Source organism: Pseudomonas sp. LF-5, from assembly GCF_037626295.1.
Lineage (GTDB): Bacteria > Pseudomonadota > Gammaproteobacteria > Pseudomonadales > Pseudomonadaceae > Aquipseudomonas > Aquipseudomonas monsensis.
The window spans coordinates 147887-169437 of the sequence record NZ_JARKMT010000005.1 but is presented as its reverse complement, the minus strand read 5'-3'; the positions used below and the strand labels follow the sequence as shown (position 1 = coordinate 169437).

Here is a 21551-nt window from a genome sequence, read left to right as displayed (position 1 = left end):
CCAGCTCCCACAAGGGCACTTCGGTGTTTGTCAGATCCCGGCCAGCGCCAGATCCATCGCAAAGTAGGTGAAGATCAGATCCGCACCCGCTCGCTTGATGGCGCCGAGGCTTTCACGCACCACGCGGTCTTCGTCAATCGCCCCGGCCTGCGCGCCGAACTTGATCATCGCGTACTCGCCGCTGACCTGATACGCCGCCAGCGGCAGGTTCGAGGCCTGACGGATGTCGCGGATGATGTCCAGGTACGCACCGGCCGGTTTGACCATCAGTGCATCGGCGCCTTCCTGCTCGTCGAGCAGCGATTCGCGCAGGGCTTCGCGGCGGTTCATCGGGTTCATCTGGTAGCTTTTGCGATCGCCCTTCAGCGCGCTGCCACCGGCCTCGCGGAACGGGCCGTAGAGGGCCGAGGCGAATTTGGTCGAATAGGCCATGATCGGGATCTGCGTGAAGCCGGCCGCGTCGAGGGCCTGACGAATCGCCCGCACCTGACCGTCCATCGCCGCCGACGGCGCGATCACGTCAGCACCGGCGCGCGCGGCCGCCACTGCTTGTTTGCCGAGGTTGATCAAGGTCTGGTCGTTGTCCACTTCATGGTTGTGCAGCACGCCACAGTGGCCGTGATCGGTGTATTCGCAGAAGCAGGTATCGGACATCACAATCATGTCCGGCACGGCGTCCTTGGCAATGCGCGACATGCGCGAGACCAGGCCGTCTTCGCGCCAGGTGTCGCTGCCGTTACTGTCCAGATGGTGCGACACACCGAAGGTCATCACCGACTTGATCCCGGCACGGGCATAGCGCTCGATCTCGCTGGCCAGTTTGCGCTCGGGAATGCGCATCACCCCCGGCATACTCTTGATCGGCACGAAATCGTCGATGTCTTCTTCGACGAAAATCGGCAGTACCAGATCGTTCAGGCTGAATTCGGTTTCCTGGAACAGACTGCGCAGGCTCGCATTGCGGCGCAGACGGCGGGGACGTGCTTCGGGGAACTGACTGGACATGGGGCCTTTCCTGAAATCGGAAGATGAGACGAAAGTCGTAGGAGGCGAAGCTTATGCCTTGCGGCGGGCGGGGTACAAACCTGGATCAATCAAGAGTGCATTACCGGGGGCGTAATAATCCGTCAGCTTCACCCTGAAACCCTGTGGGAGCTGGCAAGCCAGCTCCCACAGAGTCGTGTGTCGATTACGACGGGATGGTCAGGCCTCGAATCACCGCCGGCCGGGCCAGGAAGCGCTCGAGCACGCGGGTGACGTTCGGGAAGTTCTGGATGCCGACCAGATCCCCGGCCTCATAGAACCCGATCAAGTTGCGCACCCACGGGAACGTTGCGATGTCGGCAATGGTGTAGCGCTCGCCCATGATCCAGTCGCGGCCTTCCAGCCGACCGTCGAGCACCTTGAGCAGGCGTGTGCTTTCGTCGACGTAGCGATCCCGGGGACGCTTGTCCTCGTAGTCCTTGCCGGCGAATTTGTTGAAGAAACCGAGCTGGCCGAACATCGGGCCGATGCCGCCCATCTGGAACATCAGCCACTGAATGGTTTCGTAACGCAGTGCGCCTTCCTGAGCCAGTAACTGGCCACTTTTGTCGGCCAGGTAAATCAGGATCGCCCCGGATTCAAACAACGGCAGCGGCTGGTCGCCGGGACCGTGAGGGTCGAGGATCGCCGGAATCTTGTTGTTCGGGTTCAACGACAGGAATTCGGCGGACAACTGGTCCTGGGTGTCAAAGCCGACGCGGTGCGGTTCGTACGGCAGGCCGATCTCTTCGAGCATGATCGAGACTTTGACGCCGTTGGGCGTTGGCAGGGAATAGAGCTGAATCCAGTCAGGGTACTGCGCGGGCCATTTCCGGGTGATCGGGAACGCGGACAGATCGGTCATGGGAAGCATCCAGTCACAATTTAAAGCCTGATCATAATGTAGGCGCGGCCACGGGCTGCGATGTTTTTGAGCGCGCGTGTGCAAAACAAAATCAAAAATTCGCCGCCGCCAGCCGATTCTGCACGAACCGTAACATCCCTCGTCTACGGTGCATGAACCAAACCGGCCTCAGGGACTCTGAGCTATGCCATTCGCAAAGGAAGCACGACACGACAGGGAAAACACCCGGAGCTGGGAGCCCGCGGTGGAACGGTTTGTCAGCCTCAACCGACATTGCTGAAGAATCCTTTATCCAATGACGAACCTCATGAGATTCGCCAAACGCTTCAACCATCGCGCGTACATGGCCCTGCCCTCCCTGCTGGCGGTCAGTGCGTTGTTCCTGTCGCTGGAATCGAGCCAGATTCGCGCGCAACCGGTGGACGGCACCCAGACGCTGGTGTTTCTGCGCCACGCGGAGAAGCCCGATGGCGGGCTCGGCCAGCTTAATTGCCAGGGCCTGAACCGTGCGATCGAGCTGTCGACGCTGCTGCCGGAAAAGTTCGGCAAGGCCGATTACGTGTTCGCCGCCGACCCGACGCGCAATGTCGAGGAAGGCGAGCTGGACAACTCCTACAGCTACATTCGGCCTCTGATGACCATCAGCCCCGCCGCCATCAAACTCGGCCTGCCGGTGAACATCGAGTTTTCGGCCAACGACACCAGCGACCTGGCCCGCGAACTGCTGGAGGACAAGTACCACAACTCGACGATCTACACCGCGTGGTCACACGGCTATTTGCCAGAGCTGATCAACAAGGTCGCCGGGAAAGCGCTGGGCGAGAAACAGAACATCACCGACGACTGGGCGGCCAACGATTTCGACTCGCTGTATGTGCTGACCCTGACCTGGCACAACGGCAAGGCCAGTCTGCAAAGCCACAGCTACAAGCAGGGGCTGGATCATGGCAAGCAAACCTGTCCGACCTGAATCTTGCTGATTCATGCGGGCCTCATCGCTGGCAAGCCGGCTCCCACAGGGTTCCAGGACGTACACAAATCTCATGTACATCCGCGATACCTGTGGGAGCTGGCTTGCCAGCGATGCGGCCGGCAAAAACGCTATGAATCTTTCTGATTCAAGCGCTCGCGAAGATACTCAAGCACCGCCCCGCGCTCCCCGGCAAACTCGATCCGCCCGCCCTTCTTCTCGCGCTGAAATACATACATCGGGTCGTAATACTCACGCAGCAAGCCTTCGATCCAGCCGCGATGCAAATCCACCGCCCCGCTACGCCCCTGCTCGGCCAGCGCGTCTTCCATCAGCATCAACATCCGCCGATGCCGCTCGCCACCCAGGCGCTTCTGCACGTTGTTCAGGCTGTCGAGCAACCGCTCGGAAAACAGCAAAAAACCGTCCTCGCCATGCACCGTGGCAAACTCCGCGGACAGGTCCACCACGTAATCGCGCAGGATCCGCTCTACGCGATGTTCAAAACGGTCCTCGAGCCAGACCATCGGGTACTGCTGCATGCCCTGATACAACGGCAGCGGCAAGGCGCAACTGCCGACCACCCGGCTCTCGTCCTCGAGCACGAACTGCTCGATCCCGGCGTCGCGTTTCTTGAGGATGTCGATGGCCAGACGGTTCTCGAAATCAATGTTCGACGGCTGCCCGGTAGCCCGTTTGCCAAAGCTTGAACCGCGATGGTTGGCGTGCCCCTCAAGGTCCAGACCATTGCGCAGTTGCACCAGCACTTCGGTCTTGCCGGTGCCGGTCATGCCGCCGAGCAAAACGAAATCACATTGATCGATGGCCTGCTCCAGGGTGTCGATCAGGAAGGTGCGCATTGCCTTGTAGCCACCGCCGACACGCGGATAGTCGATGCCGGCCTCGTCGTGCAGCCACTGTTGGGTGATCTGCGAACGCAAACCGCCTCGAAAACAATAGATAAGACCATCGGGGTGGGCCCGGGCAAAATCGGCCCAGGCTTGAATACGCTCGGCCTTGACCGCGCCGGACACCAGTTGATGGCCCAGTTCGATAGCAGCCTGCTGCCCATGCTGCTTGTAACAGGTGCCGATCTTCTGCCGCTCGATGTCATTCATCAGCGGCAGATTGATCACGCCGGGGAACGCGCCCTTGTGAAACTCGACTGGCGCGCGGGCGTCCATCAGCGGCCGGTCGTTGAGGAAAATGTCACGGTAGTCGGTGCAATCGCGGTGCATCAAATCACCTCGACTGCGTTCGTCTGTCGCTCAACCAGTTCGCCGATTGGCTCAAGGTTCAGGCCCAGTTCGGCGGCGACGGCGAGGAACTCGTTATTGCCCTCAGGCGTGACGGCAATCAACAGACCGCCGCTGGTTTGCGGGTCGCACAACAGCCGTTTGTGCAGTTCCTGCACGCGGCCGACCTTGCTTGAATAGCTGTCGAAGTTGCGCAACGTACCGCCGGGGACGCAGCCCTGATCGAGGTAATACTCAACGCTGTCCAGACGCGGCACGCGGTCGTAGGCGATGCGTGCGGTAAGCTGGCTACCGTCGGCCATTTCCACCAGGTGGCCGAGCAGGCCGAAACCGGTGACATCGGTCATCGCCGTCACGCCGGCGAGTTTGCCGAAGCGGCTGCCGGGTTTGTTCAGCGTGCACATCCAGTCGCGGGCCACGCCAACATCGCCAGGACGCAACTTGCCCTTTTTCTCGGCGGTGGTAAGGATGCCGATGCCCAGGGGTTTGGTCAGGTACAGCAGGCAACCGGCGGTGGCGGTGTCGTTGCGTTTCATATGACGCTTTTCCACCAGACCGGTGACGGCGAGGCCGAAGATCGGCTCCGGCGCATCAATCGAATGCCCGCCCGCCAGCGGAATGCCCGCTGCGTCGCACACCGCACGGCCGCCACGAATCACTTCACGCGCCACTTCCGGGGCCAGCACATTGACCGGCCAACCGAGGATCGCAATCGCCATCAACGGATCACCGCCCATCGCGTAGATGTCGCTGATTGCATTGGTCGCCGCGATGCGGCCGAAATCGAACGGGTCGTCGACGATCGGCATAAAGAAGTCCGTGGTCGACACCACACCGCGCTCGGCATCAATCTCGTACACGGCCGCATCATCGCGCGAGGCATTGCCCACCCACAGTTTCGGATCGAGGTTCTGCGCCCCGCTGCCGGCCAGAATCACCTCCAGCACCTGCGGGGAAATCTTGCAGCCGCAACCGGCGCCGTGGCTGTATTGGGTCAGACGAATCGGCTCGCTCATCAGGGGAGTCTCTGGCAATGGATGGGGCGGATTCTAGCAGAGCGCGGGCGGGCAGATTTTTGCGCTGGATGACAGGGCCTCTTCGCAAGCTCGCTCGCAACAGCTATCGGCCGCTCCCCGCAAACCCAAGGCCGGCCCCAAACAACCTCGCCATTGTGCCCAGCAAAAAAAAACCGCCCTCGCGGGCGGCTGAAAGTGCTTCGACCCTAAACCTGAATCAGAAGCTTTGACTGAAGCTGATATTGAAGGCGCTGTCGTTGTTGTCGCTCGACACCTGGCCCGAGTAGCCGATACCCAGCTTGCCGGTCGGGGTGACCTGGAAGTCGATGCCGGCTTCGAGCAAGGCGCTGTCCTTGGCGATCGGCACGCCCTGGGTGCTGAACGAGGCGCCGCCGTCGATGAAGCTCAGGTCGGCGTCAGGCTTGGTGTCGCCGTACGCATGGCGCCAGCCGATGGCTGCGCGGGGCGTCAACTGGCTGCCGTTGGCCAGGGTCACCAGTCTGCCGACGCGCACCCCGAGGGTCGAGTAGGTGATGTCCTGATCGGCGTCGGCCTTCAGGCGCCCCACTCCGCCTTTTTCCCTGGCGGTATCGCTGTCGTAGTTGACGTAGGCCAGCCCGGCGAACGGCTCGATGGCCACTCCCGCCGCGCTGATCGCGTACCCCACTTCACCGAACACCTGTGCGCTGCGCGCGTCGTAATCCGCCTTCAGGCGGTCGTTGTAGCTGCCGACGCTGACATCGCGTTTGCTCTCGATGCTGTGCCAGCTGTATGCCGCGCCGAGGCGCACGGCCAAGGCATCGAACTGCGAGTTCAGATAGCCGGCCAGGTGGTAGCTGTCGACCTTGGCATCGGAGTTGCGATCATGCGCGTTGAGGTTGCTGCGGGTGTAACCGGCGGCCATCCCGGCACGCCAGGTGTCGTCCAGCGCCTTGTCGGTGCCGAGCATGAAACCGCCAAGGTTGCGATCGACTTTCGCCGTGTTGCTGTCGCCGCCCATGTCCCCCCAGGCACCGATGGCCCGAATCCAGCCGACCATTTCCCCGTGACAGCCGTTGCTGCTCAGCTGGGTGTCGCTCGGTGCCAGCGTCCGGCGTGGATCGTCCGAGGCGCTGCACGACGGCTGGCGCATGCGGTCATTGACCGCCTCACGGATGAAGCGCGAATCCTCAAGCATGGCGCTGGCCGTGCTGGCGTGGATTTCCCCGGACAGACTGTCGAACGCGTTACGCGCACCGGCCACGCTGAGGTTGACGATCTGATTCTGCAGGGCCGCCCCCGCCGGGCCGTTAAGGGTGAGTGCCGTGGCGGTGGCGCGCTGGTTACCCGTGGCGGCGACGTCGGCGAACGAGTTGCCGTTGCGGCTGACGGCCAGGGTGACCGAGTCGGCACCATAGATCAGCGAGCTGTCGAGGAACGCATACTGCGGCAGATCGGCTGTACTGAAGGTGCCGGTCACGCCGCCACCTGCGGTGATCAGTGAGTATCTGGTGTTACCGGTGAACGGCGCGAGGCTGTTGACCACCAGCCCGCCACCGAGGGCGGCCGTGCCCCCCACCGCCAGCGGCGTGGCGGTCGGCGAACTGACCGTCAACGCCAAGACACCATCCGCCGCGTTGCTCAGGTTACCGGCCACACTCAAGGTGCCGTCGGCGCCACCGGAAGCCACTACACCGTGGTTGACCACCGAGCCAACGCTGCCGTTGCCGCTCAAGCCCGCACCGTTGGCGACAGTGACCTGTCCGCCCAGCGAGGCCCGGGCCGCACGGTTGCCGACTTGCAGCACGCCCTGATCGACCGCAACCGTGCCAGTGAACGGTTGATCACCGGTCAACAACAAGGTGCCGGCGCCACGTTTGGCCAGCGCTCCGGCGCCCTTGATGGCGCCATTGAACCGGCCATCGGTGTTCTGCAGGAACACCAGTGAGGCGTTGTTGGTGATGTTGCCTTGCAAGCTGGTGGTGTTACCGACCAGCGTACCGCCACTGACCGTGGTACCACCGCTGTAGGTGTTGGCAGCGCTCAGCAGCAATGTGCCGGCGTCGAGTTTTTCGATGCCGCCGGTGCCGATCAGCGGCACGTCGATTTCGGCACTGCCGCCGGCATTTACCCGGATCGGCGCTGGCGTGCCGCCGGGGCCGTTGACCGGAGTCAGTGTATCGCCGGCATTCGGAACCAGGCTGTAGCCACCGACGAGGAACTGCAGGCCGGTGAAGTTCTGATTGCCCTGCACTGTGACCGTGCCGCCCTGCCCGCCGAATACGGCGAACTGACCGTTGGCAGCCAACGCTTGCGTGCCGCTCGGATCGGTCCAGTTGGTCGCCGGGCCCCACACGCCACTGCCGCCGCCGATGCTGCCGTCAGGGTTGGTGGTGCCGCCGTTCCAGAACTGCACTTCACCCGGCGTGCCCTGCACCAGCAGGTTGACCTGATTGGCAATCGCCGTTTGCAGGGTCAGGTTGGCCGCCGACACCGGCAGGCTGCCGTAGATCAGGCCGTTGTCGGTCAGGCTACCGCCGTAGCTGAAGAGTTGGTAGACCCCAGTGCCGAAACCGCCAGCGTTGCTGATGTTCAGCGTGCCGTCGAGGGTCAGGTTGCCGGCGACGTTGACCACGGTGGTCGAACTGCTGGCCGAGCCAAGGCTGAAGTCCAGATTGCTGCCCGAGGACAACGCCAGCGCGCCGATCGACAACGGCGTGGCGGTACCACCACCGGTCAGCGTTGCGCCGCTGGCCAGTTGCACGTTACCGCCCAGTTGCCCGCTGCCGCCGACTTTCGCGCCGCTGGCGACGTTGACGTTGGCGCTGTTGAGCACACCGTTGACGATCAGGTTGCCGGCCTGCACCGAGGTGTCGCCGGTGAAGGTGTTGTTGCCGCTGAGCAGCAACTGGCCAGTGCCGGTTTTGTTCAGCGTACCGCTGCCGGTGAGGTTGCCGGTGTAGCTGCCGTCGGCGTTCTGCGCGAAGGTCAGCGCCGCGTTGTTGACGATCGCGCCTTGCAGGCTGCTGGTGTCGCCAGTGGTGCTGCCGCCGTTCAGCGTGGTGCCGCCGCTGTAGGTGTTGGCACCGCTGAGCAGCAAGTCGCCGCTGCCGTTTTTCACCAGGCTGCCGGTGCCGGTGATGGCGCCGAGCAGCGTGGTGTTCTGGTTGCCGGCCAGGGTCAGTTGCGCACCGAGGTTGACCGCGTTGGCCAGTTGCAGCGCCGAGCTGCTGTCGAGGGTGCCGTTGCCGGTCACGCTCAGGGCGCCGCTGCTGATTGCGCTGTTGTTGCCCAGCACCAGCGTGCCGCCAGCCAGTTGCGTGCCGCCGCTGTAGGTGTTGCTGCCGTTGACGGTCAGGCTCGACGTGCCGGACTTGATCAGGCTGCCGGCACCGCTGACGACACCGTCGAGGGTCAAGGCGTTGCTGCCGGCGACGGTCAGGCCGCCATTGAGCAGCACGTTGTTGGCGAGGCTGATCGCCGCATTGCTGTCCAGTGCGGTGCCGTCCGCTGCGGTCAGCACACCCGTGCCGAGCGCGGCGTTGTTGCCGACAACGATCTTGCCGCCATTCAGCGCAGTACCGCCGGTGTAGCCGTTGGCGGCGTTGAGCACCAGCGTGCCGCTGTCGTATTTGCCGAGGGTGCCGGTGCCGTTGAGCGCCACGCCGAGGGTTGCGGTGGCGTTCGGATCGACGCGCACCGAAGCATTGCCCATCGAGCCGTTGACCAGGTTCAGCGAACCCGCCGTGCCGTTCTGCAGGCTGTAGCCGTCGGTGACGAACTGCATGCCGGTGATGGTTTGCGCGCCGTTGACCGTCACCGTGCCCGCCGTGCCCTGGAATACCGCGAAGTTATTGGTCCAGGCCTGATTGGTGGTGCCGTTGACGTCAGTCCAGTTGGTGGTGCCGGAACCCCAGGTGCCGCTGCCGCCCTCCACCGAGCCGTTGGCCACCAGTTGGTTGCCGTCCCAGAACTGCACGGTGACGCCCGGCGCAGTGACCAGCAGGTTGATCTGGTTGGCCAGCGCGGTCTGCAGAGTCAGGTCACCGGGGGTGACGCTGCCCGGCACCGTACCGATCAGCAGGCCGTTGTCGGTCAGGCCACCGGTGTAGTTGATCAGGCGATACACGCCGCTGCCAAAACCGCCGATGTCGCTGACGTTGAGGGTGCCGTCCAGGGTCAGGTTGCCGCCGACGTTGACCAGCGCAGTGCCGCCACCGCCGACCGGAGCGCCGAGGCCGACGTCGAAGTTCGAGTTGCCGCTGAACATCAGCGAATTCACCGACAAGGTGCTGCCGGTCGCGCCCGCCAGATGCCCGCCATCGGCTACCGTCACCGCACCGGTCAAGGTGCCGCTGCCGCCGAGGGTGCCACCGTTGTTGACCAGCACGTTGCCGCTGGCCAGCGAACCGTTGACCTGCAAGGTGCCGGCGTTGACGTTGGTGTCGCCGGTCAGGTCGCTGATGCCGCTGAGGGTCAGCGTGCCAGTGCCAAGCTTGCTCAGCCCGCCGTCGCCGCTGAGGACACCGGCGAAGGTGCTGCTGACGTTGTTGCCGCCAAGGCTCAAGGTGTTGCCGGTGCCGACCAGCGCCGTGCCGCTGCCGGTGAGGCTGGCGAGACTGCCCGAAGCGCCGAGGTTGAGTGCCGCGCCGCCAGCCAGATTGACCGAAGCGTTGTTGCCCAGGGCATTGGCGCTGAGGGTGGTAAGGCTGCCGGACAGCACATCGAAAATGCCGCTGAAGGTGTTGTTGCCGGACAGGGTCACGTCGGCCAGACCGTTCTTGGTCAGGGTGCCCGCCCCGGCAATCACGCCGCCGAGGGTCAGGTTGTTGTTGCCGGCCAGGCTCAGGTTGGCATTGAGGTTGACGTTGTTCGCCAGCACCAGCGGCGCGCTGCTGTCGAGGCTCGAGGCGCCGGCCACGGTCAGTGCGCCGCTGCCGAGCGCAGCACCTGTGCCGAGGGTCAGCGTACCGGCGTTCAGCGTGGTGCCACCGGTGTAAGTGTTGATGCCGTTGAGCGTCAGGTTCGACGCGCCGTTCTTGATCAGCCCGCCCGCACCGCTGACCACGCCAGCGAGGCTCAAGTTGTTGCTGCCGGTGTTGCTCAGGTTGGCGTTGAGCACCACGTTGTTGCCCAGACTCACGGCGCTACTGCTGTCGAGCGCCGAGGCGCCCGCCACGCTCAGGTTGCCCAGCCCCAGCGCCGAGTTGCTGCCGGCAGTCAGGGTACCGGCGTTCAGCGCGATGCCGCCAAGGAAGTTGTTATTGCCACTCAGGGTCAGGTTGGCCGCACCGTTCTTGCTCAGGCTGCCGGCGCCGTTGACCGTACCCGCCAGCGTCAGGTCCGCCGTGCCGCCGATGCCCAGGTTGCCGGCGAGGTTGACCGCGTTGTTCAGCGAAACCGCAGTGCTCGCATCGAGGCTGGTGCCCGCGGCGGCGTTCAGCGTGCCAGAGCCCAGTGCCGAGTTCGACGCCAGAATCAACCCGCCGGCGTTCAACGCTACCGGGCCAAGAAAGGCGTTGTTGCCGCCGAGGGTCAGGTTGGCCGCGCCGTTTTTGATCAATCCGCCAGTGCCGCCAATCACCCCGTTGAGCGCCAGTGCATTGCTGCCGACCACGGTCAGGTTGCCGTTGAGCGTCGCGGCATTGCCGAGGGTCACGGCCGTGTTGCTGTCCAGTTGGGTGCCGGCGTTGGCGGTCAGCGTACCGCTGCCCAGCGCGGTGTTGCTGCCGACGATGATCTTGCCGCCGTCCAGTTGCGTGCCACCGCTGTAAGTGTTGGCGCCATTGAGTACCAGGGTGCCGGCATCGAGTTTGTTGAGGATGCCGCTGCCATCAATATTGACGCCGACAGTGGCGGTCACGCCCGGATCGACGCGCACCGCCGTAGTCCCGCCGGTGCCGTTGACGGCGGTCAGTTGCCCTGCCGCGCCGTTGACCAGGTTGTAGCCATCCGTGATGAACTGCAGTCCGGTGAACGATTGCGTGCCATTCACCGTCACCGTACCGGCGGTGCCCTGGAATACCGCGAAGTCACTGGCCCACGGTTGGTTGACCAGCCCGTTGGCATCGGTCCAGTTGGTGCCGACCGCGTTCCAAGTGCCGCTGCCACCGTCGACCAGGCCGTTGGCGATGGTCTGGCTGCCGTCCCAGTAACGGATGTTGCTGTTGGGTGCCGACACTTGAATGTTGATCTGATTGGCCACCCCGGTTTGCACCACCAGATCGCCCAGCGCATAACCGACCGGCACGCTGGCCACGTCCAGACCGAGGTTGCTCAGGCTGCCGGTGTAGTTGAACAGGCGATACACGCCGACGCCGAACCCACCGGCATCGGTGACGTTGAGATTGCCGTCGAGGGTCAGGTTGCCACCGATGTTCATCAGCGAGGCGGTCGACGGTGTACCCAGCGCCACATCGACGTTGCTGCCGGCCCCGAGGGTCAGCGCACTCGCCGACAAGGTGTTGCCCGACGACAGCGCCAGATGCCCGCCGTTGTTGATGTTCACCGCGCCGAGCGCCGAGCCGGTACCGGTCAGGGTGCCGCCGGTATTGACGTTGAGTTGCGCGCTGGCCAGCGAACCGCTGAGGTTCACGGTGCCGCCATTGATCGCGGTGTTGCCGGTGACGCCGTTGATTCCAGTGAGATTCAACGTGCCGGTGCCGATTTTGGTCAGGCCACCGCTGCCGCTGAGATCACCATCAAACGTGCTGGTGAGGTTGCCGCCACCGACGGTCAAGGTGTTGCTGCCGGTCAGTTGCACACTGCCGCTGCCGGTCAGCGCACCGAGGCTGGCATCGCTGCCCAGATTCAGGCTGGCGCCGGCGCTGATGTTCACGCCAGAGGTATTGCCCAGTGCCCCGCTGTTGAGGGTGGTGACGCTGCCGGAGACGATATTCAGTGCACCGCTGAAGGTGTTGCTGCCGGCCAGCGTCAAGTCAGACAGACCGTTTTTGGTCAGGCTGCCGGCGCCGTCGATGATGCCGTTGAGGGCCAGGTCGTTGTTGCCTGCCACGGTCAGTCCGGCATTCAGGGTGATCGCGTTGCCGATGCCGAACGAGGCGCTGTTGTCGAGGGTCGCCGCACCGCCGACGGTCAAACCGCCGCTGCCCAGACCGTTGGCATTGCCCAGGGTCAGGGTGCCGGCGTTGAGCGTGGTGCCGCCGCTGAAGGTGTTGTTGCCGTTGAGCGTCAGGTTGGCCGCGCCGTTCTTGATCAATGGGCCGGTGCCGCTGGTGATGCCACCGAGGGTCAGATTCTGCGTACCGCCCACGGTCAGCGCGGCATTCAGGGCGACGTTGTTGTTGAGGCTGACCAGCGGCGAATTGCTGTCCAGCGTCGCCGCGCCAGCCACGGTCAGGGCCCCGGAACCCAACGCCGAACTGTTGCCGACAGTCACGGTACCGGCATTCAGCGTGGTGCCGCCGAGGTAGTTGTTGGCCGCGTTGAGAATCAGGTTGGCCGTGCCGTTTTTCACCAGACTGCCAGCGCCGCTGACCAGACCGGTCAGGGTCAGGTCGGCCGTGCCGCCGACGTTCAGCGCGCCGGCCAGGCTCACCGCGTTGTTCAGGCTGACCACCGTGTTGGCGTCCAGCGTGGTGTTGGCCGCCGCGTTCAACGAACCGGCGCCCAGCGCGCCGTTAGCGCCGACAATCAGTGTGCCGGCATTCAGCGCGGTGTTGCCGAAATAGGTGTTGGCGCCGTTGAGGGTCAGGTCGGCCGCGCCGTTCTTGATCAGGCCACCGATGCCCGCGACCACACCGCCGAGGGTCAGCGCATTGCTGCCGCCGACGGTCAGGGTGCCGCCGAGGTTGACGTTGTTGACCAGCGTCGCCGCCGTGCCGGCATCCAGCGTGGTGCCGTTCGAGGCGTTCAGAGCGCCCGTCCCCAGCGCAGTGCTGGAACCGACGATCAGCGAACCGGCGGTCAGCGCCGTGGTGCCGGTGTAGGTGTTGTTGCCGTTGAGGGTCAGGCTCGACGCGCCGTTCTTGATCAGGCCGTTGCTGCCACTGATGACCCCGCCGAGGGTCAGCGCGTTGGCGCCACCAGCGGTGAGGTTGGCGTTGAGGGTGATCGCATTGTTCAACGTCACCGCCGAACTGCTGTTGAGGGTGCCCGCCCCGGCCACGGTCAGTGCGCCGGTACCGAGTGCCGCGCCGTCGCCGACGGTCAGGCTGCCGGCGTTCAGCGTGGTGCCGCCGCTGAACGTGTTGGCGCCGCTGAGGGTCAGGTTGGCCGTGCCATTTTTGATCAACTGACCGGCACCGTTGACCAAACCGGACAGGGTCAGGCCACTGCTGCCACCGATGGTCAGGGCACTGCTGTTGAGGTTGATGGTGTTGTTCAGGTTGACGGCGGTGTTGCTGTCAAGCGTTGCCGTATCGGTGACCGACAAGGCGCCAGTGCCCAGCGCCGCAGCGTTGCCTGCGGTGAGGGTGCCGGCCGCCAGCGTGGTGCCGCCGGTAAAGGTGTTGGCGCCGTTGAGCACCAGGTTGGTGAACCCGCGTTTGGTCAGTCCGCCACCGCCGCTGACGACGCCGCTGAGGGTCAGATTGGCGCTGCCGCCGATGTCCAGATTGCCGCCGAGGTTGATCGCGTTGGTCAGCGCCACCGCGGTGCTGGTATCGAGGGTGGTGCCCGCCGCAGTGGTCAATGCACCGGTGCCCAGCGCGGTGTTGGAGCCGACAATCAGCGTGCCGGCATTCAGCGCAGTGCCGCCGACGAAGGTGTTGTTGCCGCTGAGGGTCAGGCTCGCGGTGCCGTTCTTGATCAGGTTGCCGGCGCCACTGACGACGCCGCTCAGGCCCAATGCCTGCGTGCCGCCGATGGTCAAATCCGCCGCCAGCGCGACGGCATTGGCCAGAGTCACCGCCGTGGTGGCATCCAGCGTAGTGCCTGCGGCCGCGTTCAACGCGCCAGTGCCCAGCGCAGTGTTGCTGCCGACGAACAGGCTGCCGGCGTTGAGGAGCGTGTTGCCGGCGTTGGTGTTGTTGCCGCTCAGAGTCAGGCTGGCGCTGCCGGATTTGGTGATGCCGCCAGTGCCGCTCAACACGCCGCCGAGGGTCAGGGCGTTGCTGCCGAGCACGTTGAGTGCGCCGGTCATCGCGATGTTGTTGGCCAGGGTGACGTTGGCGGTGCTGTCCAGGTTTGTGCCGGCGGCGGTGTTCAGCGCGCCACTGCCCAGCGCGTCGTTGTTGGTCACCAGCAGGCTGCCGGCGCTCAGGGTGGTAGTGCCGCTGTAACCGCTGTTGGCGCCGCTGAGGGTCAGGCTGCCAGTGCCGGTCTTGGTCAGGCCGCTGCTGCCGGTGATCAGGCCGCCGAGCGTCAATGCGCCGGTGCCGCTGGTCGTCAATGTGCCGCCGAGGCTGATGGCGTTGTTCAGATTGATCGTGCCGGGCGCGCTCAAGGTTGTCGCGCCGGTGACGTTGAGGGTGCCGGTGCTCAGCGCCAGGTTGTTGCCCAACTGCACGGTGCCGCCGTTGAGCGTGGTGTTGCCCAGGTAGGTGTTGGCGGCGCTGAGGCTCAGTTGCCCGGAACCGACTTTGGTCAGACCGCCGCTGCCGGAGATCACGCCGCTCAGGGTGGTGGCGTTGGTGCCTTGCACAGTCACGCCCCCGGCGCCGAGGGAGATCAGGTTGCTGACGTTCAAGCCGGCATTGCTGGCCTGCAGGATCCCGCCATTGGAGGTGAGGACACCGCTGCCGAACGTGGCGTTGTTGTTGAACTGGGCGACACCGCCATTGAGCGTGGTCGCTCCGCTGACCAGTGGCCCCTGCAAGGTCCAGGTGCCGCTGTTGATGGTCAGGTTGTTGAAGTTGACGTAGTTGGCGCTCGACGCCGTGCCGACGCCGGTTGTGCCGCCGCCGACGCCGATCGGGTTCTGCAGGATCAGGCTGTTGGTGCCGCCCGCGCCACCATCGACGGTCCCGGTCGGGGCGAAAGTCAGGTTGATGCCGATCAGTCCGCCGAGGCCGACGCTGATTTGCACGCCGTCACCGACACTGACCGACGAGCCGGTGATCGCCGTGAAGGTGTTGGTACTGCTCGCGCCCATCGACACGCCGCCGGTGATGGCGCCGGCGTTGGTGAAGGTGTTGCCCGCCGCCGAGGTCTCGAAGGCGATCCGGCCGTTGATGGTACCGGTGCTGCTGTTGGTCATGTTGACCTGCGAACCGCCATACACGCCGACCACCGGGGTGTCGGCCAGGGTGATGCCGCCGATCGAGAGCCCGGTCGAGGTGATGGTGCCGTTGTTGGTGATGGTAGTGGTGCCGGCTGAGGCGTTGTTCACCGCGATGCCCAGGCCGTCGATGCTGGTCAGGTTAAGCCCGAGCAACATGCCGGTGCCGCGGATGATCCCGCTGGCGTTGTTGAGCACGCTGACCGTGCTGGTTGCGCCTGAGCCGATGAAGGCACCGCCGCTCAACACCGAGACCAGACCGAGCAGCGCCGGGTCGATCGTGCCGGAGTTGTTCAGAGTGATGTTGACCCCGGTCAGGTCCATCACATGGCCGCCGAGGGTCGCGTTCATTTGCGCGCTGGAGTTGACGTTGACCGTCAGGCCACTGGTGGCGCTGGAAAAGTTGTTGAGAAATAGCGGCAGAGTCGGCACACCGCTACAAGTCACGGTGGAACCGGCCGTGGAGCAGGTGGCCAATGCAGGTGCGCTGACACCGCCAAATAACAACCCGGCAACGCTCAGGTGCACAGCAAGAGAAAGAGGGGAAAAACGCGAAACGAGGGCGACACCGAACCTTGCTTCCACGGGCAACTACTCCTTGTCGTGGCCAATTTCTTCCTTGAAAGCGTGCAAAGCCGCGCTTATTCCACACGCGAATCAAGACTGCGACGGTCATCACAAAACCGCTGATTGGGGACAACGCTAGTAGACGCCCCGCGATGGAGCACGGATTAAATGGTGTTAATACTTTAATACTAGGGCCTTCTAAACCGCGGGTTTCGGCCAGCAAACACTAGCTCTGATCGCCCAACGAACCCTGCAGGAGTGAGCCTGCTCGCGATGGCGTCGTGTCAGATCACTCGATTTTGTCTGATACGCCGCCATTGCGAGCAGGCCCAAGCCTACAAGGGGAACGCGGTGTGGCCGGGAGACTTGGTACGCCTTGTGCAAACGTTTGCGACCTGCCTGTAACGGCTTTTTCGTAACAAAACCATACAGGCCCGCAGAACCCGGGCCTCGATCCGCAAAAAAGGACTTTGAATGCACGCTGCTTCCCCGCTTCGCGCCCCGTTTGCGCGCACGTTTGCTGTTTCCCTGCTACTGGCCGGCGTTACCGGAGTTCTCAGCCACAGCGCTGTCGCTCAGCCGGCCTTGCCCGAAGAATCCGCCCAGGGCGAAACCCTCAGCCCCGAAGCCAGCCCGCCCAAGGAAGGTGCGTACTTGTCGGACTGGTACAACCAGGACCTGACCCTGATCGGCAGCAAGGACATCAGTTTCGGTCCGCAACCGGCTGACGATATCTATCTGGAGTACGAGTACTTCGGGCGTAAAGGGCCGTTCGAGCTTTACGGCTACGTCGACATCCCGAAGATCTTCAACATCGGCAACAGCCACGACAAAGGGGTGTGGGACCACGGTTCACCGGTGTTCATGGAACACGAACCGCGCATCTCCATCGACTACCTCGCCGGGCGCAGCCTCGCTATCGGCCCGTTCAAGGAATGGTATGTAGCGTTCGACTGGATCTACGACCACGGCAGCCGCAAGGAGAACCGCGCCAACACCCTCTACAGTGGCTTCGGCACCGACATCGACACCCACTCACGGGTCAACCTGTCGGCCAACCTCTACGGGCGCTACCAGTGGGAAAACTACGGCGCGAGCAACGAGTATTCGTGGGACGGCTACCGCGCGCAGCTCAAGTACATCGTGCCCATCGACACATTCAGCAACGGCGCGTCGCTGACCTACATCGGCTTCACCAACTTTGATTTCGGCTCGGACCTGCACAAGGACAACCCGGCGCGTACCGCCAACGCCACGGTGGCGACCAACGTGTTGCTGTACTCCTTCACCCACCTGCGCTTCACCCTCGTCGGCCGTTACTTCCATAACGGCGGTAACTGGGAGGATGGCAGCGAGCTGAACTTCGGCGACGGCAATTTCCGCGCGCGTTCCAACGGTTGGGGTTACTACGCCGGCATCGGTTACCAGTTCTGAATTGAGGAGATATTCATGCAAGCAATGATGCGTTTGACCCTGGCCGCTGCGGCCCTGCTCTCTTCCTCCACCTGGGCGGCAGAGGCGCCGATCCAGCCGAAAGTCGTGCTGATCACCATGTTCGCCCCCGAGGCACAGAACTGGATCGAGCGCCTGAATCTCAAGCAGGAAATCCGTGTACCGGGCCTGTCCGCCGAGTACCCGACCATCCGCTGCAACGCTCAGCAGGTGTGCCTGCTGACCACCGGCATGGGCCAGACCAACGCCGCCGCCTCGACCCTGGCACTGGCCCTGTCGCCGAAATTCGACCTGCGCAAAAGTTATTTCCTGATCGCCGGGATTGCCGGCATCAGCCCCAAGCACGGGACCATCGGCACCGCCGCGTGGGCGCATTACCTGGTGGAGTTCGGCACGCAGTGGGAACTGGACTCTCGCGACGCACCGTCGAGCTGGCCAACCGGTTATCTGGGCATCAACACCAAAGGCCCGAACGAAAAACCGCCGCTGGACTACAAGACCGAAGTCTTCGAACTCAACCCGAAACTGCAGGCCAAGGCCTTTGCGCTGAGCCACCAGGTCGCGCTGAGCGAGAGCAAGGAATCGGCGGCGTGGCGCCGGAAATACCCGTCAGCTCCGGCCAACCAGCCGCCCGTCGTCACCCGTTGCGACACGCTGGCAGGCAACACCTGGTTCTCCGGCACTCGCCTGAGCGAACGCGCCGAGGTCTGGACCAGGCTGCTGACCGACAACAAGGGCGAATACTGCACCACGCAACAGGAAGACAACTCGACCTATGAGGCTTTGTTGCGCGCCAGCCGTGAAGGCCTGGTGGATGTGCAGCGCCTCGCGGTGGTGCGCGCCGGCTCCGACTTCGACCGTCCTGCTCCGGGCGGCAGCGAAGTGGACAATTTGCTGAAGTACGCCGATCAGGGCGGCTTCGTGCCGGCGCTGGAAAACCTCTATCGGGCAGGCAATCCGCTGGTGCAGGACATCCTGAAAAACTGGTCGGCGTGGGAAAACGGCGTGCCGCACTCCTGACCCCACCAAAGCACCTTTTGGGAGCTGGCTTGCCAGCGATGGCATTAGAGCAGTCAACATCTTCATCGACTGTTCCACCGCTATCGCTGGCAAGCCAGCTCCCACAGGTTATGCGGTGTTGGTGAGATCAAGGGATGAGGATAATCTTATCGCCGCTGCCCTGATTCACCTCGGCATAACGTGCCAGACCTTCCGCCAGCGGCACCTCCACCAGCCCCTGCGGCAATGGCAGCCGATCCTCATCGAAGAACCGCCCAAACTGCTCGAGCATTGCCGCACAGGCCTCAACGCCATACAGCAGCGAATTGATCCCGACCACCGAACCGCCCTTGCGGTATAGCGCCAGCGCCGGCAACTGCACATGGCCGTCGACCGGTGCCGCGATGATCGCGATGCGGCCGAACGGTGCCAGCGCCGCCACCGAGGCGGGCAGCCAGAAACCGGTGGTGTCGAAGATCACATCGGCGCCGCCGCTGTACTCCGCGTGGACTTGAGCACCGAGCTCTTCGGGTTTATCCAGCTGGATCGTCGCGAAGCCCTGGGCCTGCAAGTCTTTGACCTGCTCCGGTCGCCGCGCCGCCGCCAGTATCTGCGCCCCACGGACCTTGGCCAGTGCTAATGCCGCCGTCGCCACCGCGCCACCGCCGATCACCAGCAAACGGGTTTCAGCACTCACATCGCTGCGCTCAAGCGCATCCCACGCCGTGGTGTACGGCACGCCGAGGCTGGCGGCCTGGGCGAAACTCAGGTGCGACGGTTTGTGCGCCACGCCACTGGCCGGCAGCTTGACGAACTGTGCGTGCGAGCCATCGGCAAAAAAGCCCAGCTCACGGCCGGTGCCCCAGACTTCCTGGCCGAGCAACGCCTGCGGGCCTTCAACCACTACACCAGCGAAATCGCGCCCGGGAATCCGCGGCAACGTGGTGTACGGAAAACGCCCGAGCACGTTCTTCACGTCGCTGGGGTTCAGACCGGCCGCCTTGATCTCGACCAGCACGTCATCGGCGCCGGGCAGCGGAGTGGCGACGTCGACGAAACGCAGGGAGGACAGATCGCCGGTTTTATCGAATTGCAGTGCTTTCATGAGGACATCCACCGAAGAGAGAAAGGAAAATTCACGAGAACCAACCGGCGACCAGTTGCCGGCCCATCGGCCACAACTGCTCACCCGCGAGCATGCCGAGCAGCCCCACCAGGGCGATGGCCGGTGGCGCCGGAGAACGAAAATTCAGCGCGCCATAGAGCAGGCCGACGCCCAGGCCGATGGCCAGCGAAATCAGGTAGTTCATGGGGAAAACTCCGCCGCTAAAAGGAATGGGCAGAGTCTAGGGAATCGGTGGAGAAGGCGTCGGCCAAGGACTTCTGAATTTCAGCCAAATATCGGCAAGTCACCACACAACCCTGCAGGCTCACGCCTACAGGGATGGTGTTCAGGCCACGGGGAATTGCGAAGGCGCCACGCCCAGCTCACGGCGGAACATGTCACTGAAACTGCTCGGCGAATAACCCAGCTCTCGGGCAATGACACTGACGGCCACGCCCTGAATCAACGCCGCCACCGCCGTCGCCAGTTGCACCTGCCGCCGCCATTCGGCGAAGCCCATGCCGAGGCTGTCCTTGAACAACCGCGCCAGCGTGCGCACGCTGGCGCCGGCATTTTCCGCATGCTGCTCGAACGCAATCTCCAGCGACGGCGCGGCCATCACCGCCTGACACAGGTTCATCAGGCGCCGGTCGGAATCGTCCGGCAGCGGAATCTTCAACGGCGAGCGCCGGGCGCGTTTCAACTCCAGCAACGCCAACCCGACCAGCGCGTCGTAATACCCGGGATCGCCACTGTCGCCCTGCTCCACCAACCCGACGATCAGTTCACGCAGCAACCCGCCGACTTCGATCACCTGCACCGTCTCATCCAGCGTCGCCGCCAGCGCCGGGCGCAGGTAAATATTGCGCATCTGCAAGTCCGAGACCACACGAATCCCGTGCGGCACCCCGGGCGGCAACCACACGGCACGCTGTGGCGGCACCACCAGCGCCTCATGCGGCGTCTCGACCCACATCACCCCGCTCATCGCGTACAGCAACTGCCCCCAGACGTGCTCGTGCGGCTCGATATACAAACCACGGGGATAAGTGCGCGCCAGCGGTTGCACTGGCACATCGGTATCACTCAGATCGGGGGGCGCGGCAAGGGCCATGGCGAGCATTCATTGGGGTTGGCGGAAGCCGCATGGTAACCAGTCGGTCACCGCGTCGCCAACGATAGATACCGTCGGACAATCCGAGTGAATTTTCCCGGGGCGCTGTGATCCTTCTATTACCACAGGGAGGAATACGGGCTTTATGAACAACGCAAAACTGTTTGTCATCGATTACACCCTTCACGGCACGCCGAAGTCGTTCATTATCCGCTCGGACAAAATGGACAACACCGAGGCGTGGCACTGGGCAAGCTGCGACGCCGGCGTGGGTCGCATCCCGCGTTTCGGCCGGGAGAAAGTGCAAAAGACCAGCAAACCGATGGCGGAAAAATTCGGCGTGGAAAACGTCACGTGGCGACCGGCGAGCTAGACTCTCGTCGGCGATGGGGACTCTTTGGGGGCGTACACAATGACCAGCATCTTCAGCCCGGCGCATCTGGATTATGGCCTGGACACCCTGTTTGGCCGTATCACCAAAAGTGTGGACTGTCGGGTGGGTCTTGAGGCTGTCGAAGGCGACCCCTATCGCTTCGCCCTGCGCGTGCCGGCGCCGTTACCGGAAGACCTGGACCAGGCGAAAACCGTGGTGGTCCGGGTGGAGGGGCGACGGTTGCAAGGCACGGTGCGGCATACCGAACGGCTGGATGATGAGAGCCTGAAACTGGAAGTGGAGCCTGATTAGGCTCCACTTTTTTATGGGCGCTTTTATTTGGGGTGGGCGCAGTGGCAGCCTTTGCTTGAACACGCTTCACCGTTTTTGTGGTGGTGAGCGCAGGCCTCACAGCAATAGTGTTTGCCGTGTACGGCGTAGGCGTGTTCGCCTTCTTTGATGGTGCATTTGCAGTTGGGGCAGTCGCATTTTCTATCGGGCATGGGGGCAGACTCCTTTTTTGGTGGTTGTCTGGGGCTTGTGGGGTAAGCCGTAATTACAGTGTAGGAGTTGCTGGTGGCTGTGGGGGTTTGGGTTGGGGTTTGGGGTTGGGGGCATATCCGTTGCTGCAGGTGTTGCTGCTGGCGGTTCC

The 21551-nt window shown here is 63.6% G+C and carries 14 protein-coding genes; 5 read left to right on the top strand and 9 right to left on the bottom strand.

The annotated features are described in order from the left end of the window. Positions 1-30 precede the first annotated feature (30 nt). Together hemB and PseuLF5_RS17265 are read right to left on the bottom strand one after the other, a co-directional pair. Positions 31-1005 (bottom strand): porphobilinogen synthase, encoded by a 975-nt coding sequence (gene hemB, locus PseuLF5_RS17270; RefSeq protein ID WP_222832496.1) that lies wholly within the window; start codon positions 1003-1005, stop codon positions 31-33. Between the two features lie 184 nt (positions 1006-1189). Beyond that, positions 1190-1888, bottom strand: coding sequence for a glutathione binding-like protein (locus PseuLF5_RS17265; RefSeq protein ID WP_123462235.1), 699 nt, complete (start codon positions 1886-1888; stop codon positions 1190-1192). Between the two features lie 295 nt (positions 1889-2183). Here PseuLF5_RS17265 and PseuLF5_RS17260 point away from each other — a divergent pair, with 295 nt between their 5' ends. Beyond that, on the top strand, positions 2184-2858 hold the full coding sequence (locus PseuLF5_RS17260; RefSeq protein ID WP_123462233.1) for a histidine phosphatase family protein: 675 nt from the start codon (positions 2184-2186) through the stop codon (positions 2856-2858). Between the two features lie 131 nt (positions 2859-2989). Here the strand turns inward: PseuLF5_RS17260 and mnmH are convergent, their stop codons facing one another. From mnmH to PseuLF5_RS17245, 3 genes are all read right to left on the bottom strand, one after another. Next, positions 2990-4096: a tRNA 2-selenouridine(34) synthase MnmH gene (gene mnmH, locus PseuLF5_RS17255; RefSeq protein WP_123462231.1), complete on the bottom strand. Its 1107-nt coding sequence runs from the start codon at positions 4094-4096 to the stop codon at positions 2990-2992. Further along, positions 4096-5130 (bottom strand): selenide, water dikinase SelD, encoded by a 1035-nt coding sequence (selD, locus tag PseuLF5_RS17250; protein WP_123462230.1) that lies wholly within the window; start codon positions 5128-5130, stop codon positions 4096-4098. The genes mnmH and selD overlap by 1 nt, the downstream gene beginning before the upstream one ends. Before the next feature lie 217 nt (positions 5131-5347). Continuing rightward, positions 5348-15874 carry an autotransporter-associated beta strand repeat-containing protein gene (locus PseuLF5_RS17245; RefSeq protein ID WP_340134122.1) on the bottom strand — a complete coding sequence of 3509 codons (10527 nt, stop codon included), beginning with the start codon at positions 15872-15874 and terminating at the stop codon, positions 5348-5350. 456 nt (positions 15875-16330) lie between these two features. On the opposite strand from PseuLF5_RS17245, the gene PseuLF5_RS17240 reads away from it, so the two are divergent. Next, complete coding sequence (locus PseuLF5_RS17240) at positions 16331-17290, top strand: nucleoside-specific channel-forming protein Tsx (protein WP_123462226.1); 960 nt, start codon at positions 16331-16333, stop codon at positions 17288-17290. Between the two features lie 15 nt (positions 17291-17305). Continuing rightward, positions 17306-18328 carry a purine-nucleoside phosphorylase gene (locus PseuLF5_RS17235; RefSeq protein WP_123462224.1) on the top strand — a complete coding sequence of 341 codons (1023 nt, stop codon included), beginning with the start codon at positions 17306-17308 and terminating at the stop codon, positions 18326-18328. 127 nt (positions 18329-18455) lie between these two features. Here the strand turns inward: PseuLF5_RS17235 and PseuLF5_RS17230 are convergent, their stop codons facing one another. From PseuLF5_RS17230 to PseuLF5_RS17220, 3 genes are all read right to left on the bottom strand, one after another. Beyond that, a complete protein-coding gene (locus PseuLF5_RS17230) occupies positions 18456-19412 on the bottom strand; it encodes a quinone oxidoreductase family protein (RefSeq protein ID WP_186748141.1) in 957 nt (318 codons plus the stop codon). Positions 19413-19443: 31 nt separating this feature from the next. Further along, the gene (locus PseuLF5_RS17225; RefSeq protein WP_127652207.1) at positions 19444-19617 is read right to left on the bottom strand and encodes a DUF1427 family protein; all 174 of its coding nucleotides are present in this window, start codon (positions 19615-19617) and stop codon (positions 19444-19446) included. A 141-nt stretch (positions 19618-19758) separates the two neighbouring features. Beyond that, positions 19759-20526 carry an AraC family transcriptional regulator gene (locus PseuLF5_RS17220; protein ID WP_340134119.1) on the bottom strand — a complete coding sequence of 256 codons (768 nt, stop codon included), beginning with the start codon at positions 20524-20526 and terminating at the stop codon, positions 19759-19761. A gap of 145 nt (positions 20527-20671) precedes the next feature. Here PseuLF5_RS17220 and PseuLF5_RS17215 point away from each other — a divergent pair, with 145 nt between their 5' ends. Both PseuLF5_RS17215 and PseuLF5_RS17210 read left to right on the top strand, forming a co-directional pair. Then, entirely contained in the window at positions 20672-20899 is a 228-nt protein-coding gene (locus PseuLF5_RS17215; RefSeq protein WP_123462216.1) for a DUF6555 family protein, read from the top strand. Positions 20900-20938: 39 nt separating this feature from the next. After that, positions 20939-21211 carry a hypothetical protein gene (locus PseuLF5_RS17210; protein WP_123462214.1) on the top strand — a complete coding sequence of 91 codons (273 nt, stop codon included), beginning with the start codon at positions 20939-20941 and terminating at the stop codon, positions 21209-21211. A gap of 23 nt (positions 21212-21234) precedes the next feature. Here PseuLF5_RS17210 and PseuLF5_RS17205 read toward each other — a convergent pair whose 3' ends face one another. Continuing rightward, on the bottom strand, positions 21235-21402 hold the full coding sequence (locus PseuLF5_RS17205; protein WP_123462212.1) for a metallothionein: 168 nt from the start codon (positions 21400-21402) through the stop codon (positions 21235-21237). Positions 21403-21551: the final 149 nt, after the last annotated feature.